The sequence below is a fragment of the Yoonia sp. I 8.24 genome (assembly GCF_022096995.1).
Classification (GTDB): domain Bacteria; phylum Pseudomonadota; class Alphaproteobacteria; order Rhodobacterales; family Rhodobacteraceae; genus Yoonia.
In genome coordinates this window covers 139,300-151,592 of sequence record NZ_JACXGQ010000008.1, presented here as the reverse complement: position 1 = coordinate 151,592, position 12,293 = coordinate 139,300, and the positions used below count along the sequence as shown (strand labels likewise).

Here is a 12,293-nt window from a genome sequence, read left to right as displayed (position 1 = left end):
CTCACAAACAATCACCACCGCGATTCACATAAATCACACCCTCCCGCACCAAAATTCCCAGAAACGCACCCAAAAAAACCAAAAACCCCGACCAATAGGCCGGGATCCGCGATGCTGTAGTTAAGAGTAGTGCGGCTTTAGCGCTGTGTCTTAGTTTTGATCACGCCGAACCTGTTCAAGCCCGCCACCCACTTTTGCCCTGACTGGCGTAGTGCCAGCAATACAATGACAATGACAAGATAGACGATAGGTTCAATCTGGAATCCCTTTACCAGCCAGAGATAGTGAACAACTGCAAACAGCGCGACCGGATAGGTCAGTTTGTGCAGTTTGCGCCATGTCGCCCCACCCAGTTTACGGATCGACAAGTTATTAGATGTCACTGCGAGCGGGATCATCATCACAAAGCTTGCCATGCCGACCGTCACATAAGGGCGTTTGACAATTTCGGTCCACATCCGCCCAAAGGTGCCCACATCAAGCAGGGCCCAAACGGTGAAATGCGCGAGCACAACGAAGAACGCGGTGACACCAATGGCGCGCCGGAACTTCATCAGGTTGAGACCCGTCCATTTGCGCAGTGGCGTGACCATCAAGCCAAGCACAATCAACTTTAGACCAAGTTCACCATATTCGCGCTCCAACGCGTTGATGGGCTCTGGGCCCATTTGGTTCGTCGCAGCCAGATAAAACATCCAAACGACCCACGCCGCCCCGACTATATATATAGTCCATGTCGGAATTTTGCGGAGGTACTGGTTAACGGGATCAACAATCTGCATCAAAAATCTACCGACAGGTCCATGCCTTCATAAAGGCTGGCCACTTCGGGGTAGCCGTTGAACATCAACGTGTCTTGGCGTGATGCAAACAAACCGCCACCGATCACGCGTTCAGATGCTTGGGACCAGCGTGGGTGATCGACGGTTGGATTCACATTACTATAGAACCCGTATTCGCGGCGGTTCGCCTTGTTCCAGCTGATGGGGGGTTCTTCATCAGTCAGGGTGATGCGGACGATTGATTTGATCGATTTGAACCCGTATTTCCACGGCACGACCAGGCGCATCGGCGCTCCGTTTTGCTTTGCGAGCGGTTCATCATAGATACCCGTCGCCATAATCGTCAGCGGGTGCATGGCCTCGTCCAAGCGCAGACCTTCGACATAAGGGAAATCCAGCACGCGGCGCTGCACGCCGATCATGTTTTCTGGCTGCACGACCGTTTCAAAGGCGACGTACTTTGCAGATGACTGCACGCCGACCTTATTTAAGATATCGGCCAATTCGATCCCGTTCCAGGGCACCACCATCGACCATGCCTCAACACAACGGAACCGGTAAAGACGATCTTCGACACTGAGGCCGGCAAAGAGATCATCCATCACATAATCGCCCGGATTATCGACAAGCCCGTCAACCTTCACTATCCAATTAGACGTGTCTAATTTATGCGCATTTAGCGCCGGGTCTTCTTTGCCAGTGCCGAACTCATAGAAGTTATTGTAAGATCGAATTTCTTCGAGCGTGTTTGGTTCCAACCCATCTTGGGCCTGCGCCCCACCAGCCAGACCAATCGCCCCTAACCCAACGGTTCCCGCTAGAATTTGGCGGCGGTTGAGATAAGCAGACTTTGGGGTGATGTCTGTGCGGCTTAGTTTATTTTTCCAGCGATAGGCCATAATGGGCTCCGATTCATACGTTTCAAAACAGTATATAGGGTAGAACGTGTGAAAGATGTCTCACGATGCCGCCAGTACAATGAAATGTTTCGGCCATTTTCATGGCCATGATTTTGATCCGATCAAGCAAACAAAAACAGATACTTAGACGCAAATCTTCCATTTTCGAAGGGAGAGCAGTCCTCAAAATGTGGTTTATTTTTGATCCAAATGCGACCTAACGGGCGTAATCCCTTCGATGCTACCAGACATGCATCTGTCAATCATTGGGAGATACCAAATGCTACGTAGAACTTTCACCGCCCTGAGCGCCGCCGCTTTGCTTGCCACCGCCGCATGTGCGGGCGGTCATTCAAAAGACATCGTTGATACAGCTATTGATGCTGGCTCTTTCACTACCCTTGTGGCCGCGACCCAAGCTGCCGGTCTTGTTGAGACGCTCAAGGGCGACGGACCATTTACCGTCTTTGCCCCCACCGACGAAGCCTTTGCTGCGCTGCCCGCCGGAACCGTTGAAGCATTGCTTGCGGACCCTGAAGCACTGGCCGAAATCCTGACATACCATGTCATCGCAGGTAAAGTCATGTCCACAGATCTAAGCGACGGCATGATGGCCGCAACCGTGAACGGCGCTGATGTGACAATCACAACGACAGACGGCGTCAAAGTGAACGGCGCGAATGTCATCGCTGCGGATGTTGAAGCCTCAAACGGCGTGATCCACGTGATTGACGCGGTGATCCTGCCCCCAAGCTAAATCGCTACAAAAAGCGCGCGGCCCCGTTTGAGGTGCCGCGCGCTCTATCTGTTCCAACCCGTCACAATGACGCCCAAGTCAGCGCGCCCTTTGAGGCGCTGCTTTTTGTTAATGGACCACCGCATCTTCGGGTGGTTTGCGTTTGCTGGATGACACGCGGTCACCGACCAATAACCCATCTGCGCCAGCGCTCACCGCAATCACATCACCGTCCATGACATCACCGCCAAGGATCATTTCAGCAAGCTGGTCTTGCAGCGCACGTTGGATCACCCGCTTAAGCGGACGCGCCCCAAAGACGGGGTCATAGCCTTCATCAGCTAGCCACTTAAGCGCAGCATCATCCAGATCCAGCGTGATATTGCGCCCAGCCAAACGTTTGGCCAAAAGCCCAAGCTGAATAGATACGATCCCCGACATATCTTCACGGGCGAGCCGATCAAAGATGATGGTTTCATCCAAACGGTTCAGGAACTCCGGCCGGAAATGCGCCCGGACAGCATCCATCACATCGCGTTTGGCATCACTTGCGTCAGCCCCATCGGGAAGCTGGCTTAGCGATTGCGCACCAAGGTTTGATGTCAGGATGATCAGCGTTTGCTTAAAATCAACCGTGCGGCCCTGACCATCAGTCAGCACACCATCATCAAGCACCTGCAACAGCACATTGAACACATCTGGGTGCGCCTTTTCGACCTCGTCGAACAAGATCACCTGATAGGGTCTGCGCCGCACCGCTTCGGTCAAAACGCCGCCTTCATCATAGCCAACATAGCCGGGAGGCGCACCAATCAGGCGCGACACGGCGTGTTTTTCCATGAATTCAGACATATCGATCCGCACCATCGCGCTATCATCGTCAAACAGGTATTCGGCGACAGCTTTGGTCAGCTCCGTTTTCCCAACTCCAGTTGGCCCTAGAAACATGAAAGACCCAAGCGGACGATTTTCATCGTTCAGCCCGGCCCGCGCACGGCGGACTGCGTTCGCCACAGCTTTGACCGCTGAGCGTTGACCGATCACACGTTTGCCAAGCTCGTCTTCCATACGCAGCAATTTATCGCGTTCCCCTTCCAACATCTTACTGGTGGGAATGCCTGTCCAACGCTCGACGACTTCGGCGATTTGTTCAGGCCGCACAGCCTCTTCGACCATCAGATCTTCGTTTTCTTCGGCCTCTGACAACTTGCGTTCCAGATCAGGGATCACGCCGTAAGACAGTTCCCCCGCTTTCCCGAGATTCCCTTCGCGTTTCGCGATATCGAGTTCGGCGCGTGCGCGATCAAGATGTTCTTTCACCTCGCGGGTGCCTTCCAGCTTGTCGCGTTCCGCCTGCCATTTCACCGTCATTTCTGATGCGCGATCCTGCAGGTCGGCCAGCTCTTTTTCAAGCTTTGCAAGACGATCAACAGAAGCTTTGTCATCCTCTTTCTTCAGGGCTTCGCCTTCGATCTGAAGCTGCAAAATCTGACGGTCAAGCGCGTCCAGCTCTTCGGGTTTGCTATCGACCTGCATCCGCAACCGCGACGCGGCTTCATCCATCAGGTCAATCGCCTTATCTGGCAGGAACCTGTCGGTGATATATCGGTGTGATAGGGTTGCGGCCGCCACCAAGGCAGCATCAGCAATCCGCACGCCGTGATGCAGTTCGTATTTTTCCTTAATCCCGCGCAGAATGCTGACAGTATCCGTGACGGTCGGTTCTTCGACCATCAAAGGCTGGAACCGCCGTGCCAAGGCTGCGTCTTTTTCAACGTATTTGCGGTATTCATCCAAGGTCGTCGCGCCAATGCAGTGCAATTCACCACGGGCAAGCGCAGGTTTGATCAAATTGGCCGCGTCCATCGCCCCATCGGATTTGCCAGCGCCAACAAGAGTGTGCATTTCGTCGATGAACAAGATGATTTCGCCCGCTGCGGTTTCTATCTCTTTCAAGACGGCCTTCAGCCGCTCTTCGAATTCACCACGGTATTTCGCACCAGCAATCAACGCGCCCATATCAAGTGACATGAGTTTTTTGTTGCGCAAAGATTCTGGCACATCGCCGTCGATAATACGTAGCGCCAAACCTTCGGCAATCGCGGTTTTACCAACGCCGGGTTCACCAATCAGAACAGGGTTGTTTTTGGTGCGGCGTGACAAGACCTGCATCGCACGACGGATTTCTTCGTCGCGGCCAATGATCGGGTCGATCTTGCCTTGCTCGGCGGCTTCGGTCAGATCACGCGCGTATTTTGACAACGCTTCAAAGCTATCCTCGGCACTCGCACTATCGGCGGTGCGGCCTTTGCGGATGTCATTGATTGCCGCGTTCAGGTTCATTGGCGTCACGCCACCAGCATCAAGCGCATCTTTGGCCTTGGATTTAATCACGGCAAGCGCCGTTAGCAGCCGTTCTACGGGAACAAAACTATCACCCGCTTTCTTGGCAATCTTTTCGGCCTCGTCGACGACCTTGGCAGTGTTATTGTCCAAATAGACCTGTCCGGCATCACCGGTTACTTGCGGAATCTTTGCAACATTTGCATCGGCGGCACTGCGCACGGCAACAGCATCACCACCCGAACGGGTGATCAGATTGGCGGCAAGCCCTTCTTCATCGTCCATCAATGCTTTGAGCAGGTGTTCCGGCGCAAGCCGTTGGTGGTTTTCGCGCATTGCAATCGTTTGGGCGGCTTGAAAAAATCCGCGCGACCGCTCTGTGAACTTATCAAGGTTCATGAGTTCTCTCCTTTTATAAGCGCCCTGACGTTTGGGTGCCCACCATTGCGGCACACCCTGTTTGGGCCTCAGCATTAAGATGGGTATCACGCCTGCGTTGCGCAAGAGGTCTGTAACCGCTAGACCGCAGAAAACATGCAGCAAAGGAACCACTATGTCTGATGACCGTTTGATTGTCGCAATGGATGTCCCCAACGTGATCGCCGGAATAGAGCTCGCGGATCGGCTGGGCGATAACGTGAATTTCTACAAGATCGGGCTGGGCATGCTGACCGGCGGCGGGCTCGCGCTTGCCAATGAGCTCAAGCAAGAGCGCGGCAAACGTATCTTCCTGGATATGAAGTTCTTTGATATCGGCGCCACGGTCGAAGCCGCTGTGCGCGGAGTGGCACAATATGATCTCGATTTTCTGACGGTCCACGGGGACCCGCATGTTGTCCGCGCCGCCCGCGAAGGCGCTGCCGGTTCCGACATGAAAATCCTTGCGGTGACAATTCTGACATCACTTGATCGCGTCGATTTGGATGCATCCTGCGTAAAGTCGGGTGATTTAGCCGATTTGGTCCAAGAACGCGCAGGGATTGCCCTGTCCAATGGGGCCGACGGTGTGATCGCATCCCCGCAAGAGGCCGCGTTGATCCGTGCGCTCCCCGAAGCGACAGGCAAACTGATCGTCACCCCCGGCGTGCGCCCAGCGGGTGCTGCATTGGGTGACCAAAAACGGGTGATGACCCCAGCCGAGGCAATCGCAAATGGTGCTGATCATGTGGTTGTAGGGCGGCCAATTTGGCAGGCGCAAAACCCTGCAACTGTGGCACGCGAGATTGTCGCAGAAATGAACAGCGCGAAGCCTATCCACTGAACTTAAAAAGGCCCGGCGTGATCCGCCGGGCCTTTTTGTTAGTCATTGATATCTGTTTCCCAGACTTTCACCTGACCATTACGAAGTCCAAAGACCTTGCGCATAACCAGATATGAAGCAAGTGACGCCAGCGCAAAAATCAACAGCGTGACCGCCAACCCTTTGGCCGAAATCCCGACTAAAATCAAAATCCCCATGACTGCCGCGCCCAGCGCGAAGCCCAAGAAGATGTAGCCGGGTAAGATAACTTCGAGCGTGGCAAGGACGACAGCGGCCGACATCCAAACCCACCATTGTGTCCACAGTGGCATATTACCGTCCTTTCAACATTTTAAACGCATCACCAAAGGCATCGACAGCATTCGCGGGCAGTACGATGGTCTGATTACCCTCTTTCGATGCGACAGCTTGGAACGCTTCGACTTGTTTCAGCGCGACTTGGTACTGCGCGGCCTCAAGACCGTTTTCAGCAATCGCAACCGCAACCACTTGGGTTGCATAGGCTTCGGCGTCGGCGCGCACACGGCGGGCTTCAGCTTCTTGCTTGGCGGCGTAAAGCTCACCCTCAGCCTGCAATTCGACCGCACGTTTGGTCCCTTCGGCCTCTGTCACTTGTGCACGGCGTGCACGTTCCGCATTCAACTGTTGTAGCATGGCGGCGCGTGTTGCGGCATCAAGGTTCACGTCCAAGATTTCGGCGCGGGTCACTTCGATGCCCCAGTCATCAACCTGCTGGGCAACTTGTTCACGCACAGCATCGATCAAGGTCGCACGGTTGGCCTGCACTTGATCCAGTTCCATCCGGCCAATTTCAGACCGCACGATACCAGCAACAGTTGTCGAGATCGCGCCATCGACGTCGCGGATCCGGTAGACTGTCTTTTCTGGTTCAATAATCCGGTAAAACACCGATGTTTCGACCTGCACCAGCACGTTGTCTGATGTAATCGCATCTTGGGTCATCGCAGGCAGCTGACGCTCAAGGATCGACACTTTGTGGCGGACACGGTCCAAAAACGGCACGATAAAGTTAATGCCCGGCCCAAGCACCGAACGCAGACGGCCAAGCCGTTCAACAACGTATTTTTGCGATTGCGGTACAATCCGCACACCCGCAAGAATGCAGACAACAATAAACACGGCCAAAAGCACGAACAGCACGTTCTGCCCGATAAGCTCCGCGACTAAATCTTGATTATTCATAATTTATCCCTCTTTGTATAATTACTAGATAGGCATGGTGCCCCGGCATTTCAATGTATGCCATTGCATACAGCACCATTAACTCATGTCCTATCCCGGCTGAAGACCACCCGTTTCTTTCTGCCACCTCATGAGCCTTGATACATAGGAAGGCACCCGATTGGAAAGCCCGATGAACGCATTCACGCTAAACAATGCCCAGCGCTGCCCTTCGTCGCCGAACACGATTTTGTCGACAGACTCAACAGGCATCTGAGCAACAAAAAAGCCGACCCAAGCATGCGGTGTATGATCAGAGCGAAATTGTGCCTCCCAGACGACCGCCTCCCAAAGCAATGTAAGTCCCAATTCTTCATGCACCTCTCGGGCCGCGGTCTGAAATGGTGTCTCAGAGCCTTCGCGCCCGCCGCCGGGCAGGTCCCACATATTCGGATGGGGAATTGTTGGGATATCATCGCGCAGAATGCAGACCAGCTTATCCCCTAAGAAAAGCGCGACCTTCGTCCCGTCATGTTGCCCTATTGTTCGCACCTCGTCCTCCGCATAGACTGTAGGCATGCCCGCCCTTTGCCGCGATTGCCTCACGACGTTTGACAGCAATGCTCGTTGTCCTCAATGCCGCAGTCCACGCGTGACGCGGCACCCAGAGCTATTCGACCTGTCGATCGCCCATATGGATTGCGACGCATTTTACGCGTCTGTCGAAAAACGGGACAATCCTGAACTGGCCGATAAACCCGTCATCATTGGCGGCGGCAAACGCGGGGTTGTGTCCACCGCCTGCTACGTCGCCCGGATCAGGGGCGTGAAATCCGCGATGCCGATGTTTCAAGCGATGAAGCTCTGCCCCGACGCCGTTGTTTTGCCCCCGCGCATGGAAGCCTATGCCAAAGCCTCCAAAGCGATCCGCGCGATGATGGATGAGCTCACCCCCGTCGTTGAACCGCTCTCACTTGACGAAGCCTTCATGGACCTGACCGGCACGATCCGGCTGCACGGTGCGCCCCCCGCAGTCATGCTTGCCCGGCTCATCAAACGGATGAAAACGGAATTGGGGCTTTCTGGGTCCATCGGGCTATCGCACAACAAATTCTTGGCCAAGGTCGCCTCTGATCTTGAAAAACCCCGTGGCTTTTCGATCATAGGCAAGGACGAAACCACCGCGTTCCTGCGTCCCAAATCCGTGCGGCTGATCTGGGGAATCGGCCCTGCAGGCCAGACCAGCCTTAACAAAGCCGGCATTCAAACCTTCGACGATCTGCTGCGCTGGGACCGACGCGATTTGCATGATCGCTTTGGCAGCATGGGCGAGCGGCTTTATTCGCTTGCACGCGGCGAAGATGCCCGGCGAATTTCGGCGCGTGCCCCAGTTAAATCGATCACCAATGAAACCACGTTCAGCGAGGACACAGCTGACCCCGCCATTCTGGATGGGCATCTGTGGCGGATGGCCGAAAAGGTCAGCGCCCGCGCCAAAGCCACGGATAAGGCCGGGCGGGTTGTCACGCTCAAACTGAAAACATCCGATTTCAAGCTGATTTCCAAACGTCAAAGCCTGCGCCACCCGACACAAATGACAGATACGCTCTACCGTATGGCCCATGACCTGTTTGAACAGGTGGCGGGGCGCGGCCCGTTTCGGCTGTTGGGCGTGGGACTATCTGAAATCACCAGCCCCGATGGTGCCGATCGCGAGGGCGATTTGCTAGACCCAGACGCGGAAAAGCGCGCGCGTGCTGAATTGGCCACCGACAAGATCCGCGAAAAATTCGGCAAAGATGCGATTATTAAGGGGCGGTCATTACGGTAGGGTGGGTCTTGACCCACCGCCCCCTTGCTGGCTAGGCTCACCCCATCTGTCACGCATCACAAAGGGAGGGCACAAGCTGAACATGCGTATATTCCGCCAACTTCAGCATGGTCCCCGCGCCGCCCTGTAAATCCGTTTGCAGGGCTGATCATTGGTCAACAGCCACCGATTTGCCCTTCCCGTCGCCACCGCGCGACATGACTGCTTTGATCAGAGACTTTTCATGACACTTATCCATATCAATGCTTTGGGCGTGACCCTTGGCGGTCCGCTGTTTACTGACCTCACCCTGACTATTTCCAAAGGCGACCGGATCGGGCTCGTTGCCGCCAATGGGCGCGGGAAATCAACCTTGATGGGCTGTATTTCAGGGACGTTTGAACCCACAACAGGCGAGATCACACGCGCCCGTGGCTTGCGTATCGGGCATGTGGCCCAACACGTTTCGTCTTACCAATTGGCCCAAACGCTTTATGAATTTGTGCTGTCGGCCCTTCCGCCCGAGCAAGCCGATTTTGAAGCATGGCGTGTGGATGTCGTGCTTGGTGATCTTCAGGTTCCCTATGGTCTACAACACAAACCATTGTCTGAACTGAGCGGTGGTTGGCAGCGCACGGCGCTGCTGGCGGCGGCATGGGTGCTGGAACCCGATATTTTGCTATTGGACGAACCGACAAACCATCTCGACTTGCACCGCATTGGCCTGCTGCAAGATTGGCTAACTGCGCTACCGCGTGACACCCCTGTCGTGATCACCAGCCATGACCGTGCCTTTTTGGACGCGACCACCAATCGCACTTTGTTTTTACGCGCCGACCGGTCAAGGGTGTTTCAACTGCCGTTCACCTCGGCCCGCGCCGCCTTGGACGCGGCTGACGAAGCCGATGAGCGCCGTTTTACCAATGACCTCAACAAAGCAAGCCAACTGCGCAAGCAGGCGGCAAAGCTAAAAAACATCGGAATCAACTCTGGCTCCGACCTGCTGATCACGAAAACCAAACAGCTCAACGATCGCGCGGCAAAAATCGAAGCAAGTGCAAAACCTGCCCACCAAGACAGAGGCGCAGGCGATATTAAGCTGACCAATAGCGGCACCCACGCGAAATCTCTGGTGACGCTTGATGATGTGGCGGTAACTACGCCTGACGGGCGGACACTTTATACAACGGGCAAGAAATGGATCAGCCAAGGCGACCGGATCGTGTTGCTCGGTACAAATGGGACAGGGAAAACCCAACTGGTAAAGATGATCCACCGCGCGCTTGAGGGCGCGGAAACACCGATCAAATGTGCGCCATCGGTGGCCTATGGCTATTCCGATCAACATCTAAGCCAATTGGATGATGCCGACACCCCCATGACCGCCGTTGCGGGGCAGTTTGATATCGGTGATCAGCGCGCGCGGGGGCTTTTGGCAAATGCGGGCGTGAACATTCAGATGCAAGACACCAAAATTGCCGGTCTCTCTGGTGGGCAAAAAGCGCGGCTCGCAATGCTGATCCTGCGGCTGCAGCATCCAAACTTCTACCTGCTAGACGAGCCGACAAATCATCTTGATATCGATGGGCAAGAGGCGCTTGAGGCGGAATTGATCGCGCATGGTGCGTCCTGCCTGCTGGTCAGCCATGATCGTAGTTTCATTCGGAACATCGGAAATAGGTTTTGGTGGATCGACCGGAAACGCCTGATCGAGGTCGATGATCCAGAAGCGTTTCTGGCAGACGAGATCGCGATGGGTTAAAAGCCCGCCACCGCGATCCAACATTGTTCACGTGTAAGCACCATTTGAATAGGTTAGTTCATAGCTGTGGCTATACAGTTCGAACACGATGCCAAACGGGTCTTCGACATAAACCATGCGATACGGTTTTTCGTCCGGGAAATATTCTCGGACGGGCATCCGTTGTTTTCCCCCTGCCGCGAGAATTTTCTCAAGCAAGCCTTCGAGGTTTGGGTCTTGGATCGCAAAATGAAATGTCCCGTGCTGGCGAAAGTTTAAATTCTCTGCGGGGGCATGGTTCCCGTTAAATTCAAATAATTCGATTCCAACACGATCAGCAGTGGCAAGGTGGGCAATACGCAGCTGCTTCCAGCCCGCGCCAAAGACATCAGTACACATCTTCCCAATATCACTGTCATCTTCGACGACTTTCGTCGGTTGCATAATGACGTAGAAGCCAAGAACCTCTGTATAGAACTTAACTGCCTTTTCGACATCGGGAACGGATAGGCCGATATGTGAAAAAGTCCGTGGTGTCGGTAACATGTTGCTTTCCTTTTTGAATTATTCTGGGGCGTATACCGCACGCATTGTGATTTGAAAAATTATCAAATATGATATTTTTCATAATATTTTGGAATGAATATGCTGAACGCTACATGGCTAAATACATTTATGGTTCTTTGTGAAACCAACCACTTTACGCGTGCCGCCGACCGGCTAGGCATGACGCAGCCTGGAGTTTCACAGCAGCTCAGAAAATTAGAAAGGCAGGTTGGAAAACCACTTATCCTAAAGGACGGAAAATCCTTTTCTGTAACCCCAGTGGGCGAAGCCGTTTTGCGGGTCTGCGCAGAACGCATGGAACAGGAACGCCACCTTCAAGAGACTATATCAGCCGACGATCCATTTTCAGGGACGGTGCGCATTGGGTGCTCGGGCAGCTTTGCGACATGGTTGTATCCTCGCCTTATTGAACAGATGCAGCAGGCCGAACATCTTATGATCAGTCTCGAAGCGGCACCGCAATCACGCATTGAAAGCGACGTGTTAGATGGAAAACTTGATTTAGGGATCGTTTCCGGCACCACAACGCACCCCCGCTTGCAGGCCACTAAACTTGCCTGTGAGGAACTTTGCCTCGCGCTGCCCGCACAATATGGGCAAAAGACCATGCGCCTAAACGACCTAAATCGTCTTGGATTTGTGGCCCACCCTGACGGCTTTGCCTATGCCGATGTCTTGTTCGCAGCCAATTTTCCACAAGAGTATACAGGATCTGATCGCTTGCGAATCCGCACGTATGTTAATCAAATTGGGCAAATCCTGATGCCCGTCGCGAACGGTTTGGGGTATACGGTTTTACCGCGATCAGGCGTCAAAGCGTTTGCACAGCAAAACAACATATCAATTTATCCGCTACAGCAGGCAAAGTCGCAAGAACTGTGGCTCATTTCACGGAAAGGACATTCTAAATTCGCCCGGATTGCGACGGTTACAGATGTTATCAAGCAAGCAGCACTTGCTTTGCGCTAAGCG

At 54.0% G+C, this 12,293-nt stretch carries 12 protein-coding genes; 5 read left to right on the top strand and 7 right to left on the bottom strand.

Annotated features, from left to right (window positions below; all coding sequences use genetic code 11):
* Nucleotides 1-137: 137 nt before the first annotated feature.
* Complete coding sequence (gene msrQ / locus Yoon_RS15640; RefSeq protein WP_238113458.1) at nucleotides 138-782, bottom strand: protein-methionine-sulfoxide reductase heme-binding subunit MsrQ; 645 nt, start codon at nucleotides 780-782, stop codon at nucleotides 138-140.
* Complete coding sequence (gene msrP, locus Yoon_RS15635; RefSeq protein WP_238113456.1) at nucleotides 782-1,681, bottom strand: protein-methionine-sulfoxide reductase catalytic subunit MsrP; 900 nt, start codon at nucleotides 1,679-1,681, stop codon at nucleotides 782-784. The genes msrQ and msrP overlap by 1 nt, the downstream gene beginning before the upstream one ends.
* Before the next feature lie 280 nt (nucleotides 1,682-1,961).
* Here msrP and Yoon_RS15630 point away from each other — a divergent pair, with 280 nt between their 5' ends.
* Nucleotides 1,962-2,438, top strand: coding sequence for a fasciclin domain-containing protein (locus Yoon_RS15630; protein ID WP_238113455.1), 477 nt, complete (start codon nucleotides 1,962-1,964; stop codon nucleotides 2,436-2,438).
* A gap of 108 nt (nucleotides 2,439-2,546) precedes the next feature.
* Here the strand turns inward: Yoon_RS15630 and clpB are convergent, their stop codons facing one another.
* On the bottom strand, nucleotides 2,547-5,159 hold the full coding sequence (gene clpB, locus Yoon_RS15625) for an ATP-dependent chaperone ClpB (RefSeq protein ID WP_238113454.1): 2,613 nt from the start codon (nucleotides 5,157-5,159) through the stop codon (nucleotides 2,547-2,549).
* Between the two features lie 154 nt (nucleotides 5,160-5,313).
* On the opposite strand from clpB, the gene pyrF reads away from it, so the two are divergent.
* Entirely contained in the window at nucleotides 5,314-6,021 is a 708-nt protein-coding gene (gene pyrF, locus Yoon_RS15620; RefSeq protein WP_238113453.1) for an orotidine-5'-phosphate decarboxylase, read from the top strand.
* A gap of 38 nt (nucleotides 6,022-6,059) precedes the next feature.
* Here the strand turns inward: pyrF and Yoon_RS15615 are convergent, their stop codons facing one another.
* The 3 genes from Yoon_RS15615 to Yoon_RS15605 all read right to left on the bottom strand — a co-directional run bounded on the left by Yoon_RS15615 (nucleotide 6,060) and on the right by Yoon_RS15605 (nucleotide 7,782).
* Nucleotides 6,060-6,332 carry an NfeD family protein gene (locus Yoon_RS15615; protein WP_238113452.1) on the bottom strand — a complete coding sequence of 91 codons (273 nt, stop codon included), beginning with the start codon at nucleotides 6,330-6,332 and terminating at the stop codon, nucleotides 6,060-6,062.
* A 1-nt stretch (nucleotide 6,333) separates the two neighbouring features.
* Nucleotides 6,334-7,224, bottom strand: coding sequence for an SPFH domain-containing protein (locus Yoon_RS15610; RefSeq protein WP_238113451.1), 891 nt, complete (start codon nucleotides 7,222-7,224; stop codon nucleotides 6,334-6,336).
* Nucleotides 7,225-7,314: 90 nt separating this feature from the next.
* Nucleotides 7,315-7,782 (bottom strand): NUDIX hydrolase, encoded by a 468-nt coding sequence (locus Yoon_RS15605; protein ID WP_238113450.1) that lies wholly within the window; start codon nucleotides 7,780-7,782, stop codon nucleotides 7,315-7,317.
* Between Yoon_RS15605 and Yoon_RS15600 the strand changes: the two genes are divergently transcribed.
* Nucleotides 7,781-9,034, top strand: a complete 1,254-nt coding sequence (locus Yoon_RS15600; RefSeq protein ID WP_238113448.1) for a DNA polymerase IV — start codon at nucleotides 7,781-7,783, stop codon at nucleotides 9,032-9,034. The two genes, Yoon_RS15605 and Yoon_RS15600, sit on opposite strands and share 2 nt — an antisense overlap.
* 223 nt (nucleotides 9,035-9,257) lie before the next feature.
* Nucleotides 9,258-10,775, top strand: coding sequence for an ABC-F family ATP-binding cassette domain-containing protein (locus Yoon_RS15595; RefSeq protein ID WP_238113446.1), 1,518 nt, complete (start codon nucleotides 9,258-9,260; stop codon nucleotides 10,773-10,775).
* Nucleotides 10,776-10,802: 27 nt separating this feature from the next.
* Here Yoon_RS15595 and Yoon_RS15590 read toward each other — a convergent pair whose 3' ends face one another.
* A complete protein-coding gene (locus tag Yoon_RS15590; protein WP_238113444.1) occupies nucleotides 10,803-11,300 on the bottom strand; it encodes a lactoylglutathione lyase family protein in 498 nt (165 codons plus the stop codon).
* Between the two features lie 99 nt (nucleotides 11,301-11,399).
* Here Yoon_RS15590 and Yoon_RS15585 point away from each other — a divergent pair, with 99 nt between their 5' ends.
* A complete protein-coding gene (locus Yoon_RS15585; protein ID WP_238113442.1) occupies nucleotides 11,400-12,290 on the top strand; it encodes a LysR family transcriptional regulator in 891 nt (296 codons plus the stop codon).
* Nucleotides 12,291-12,293 lie beyond the last annotated feature (3 nt).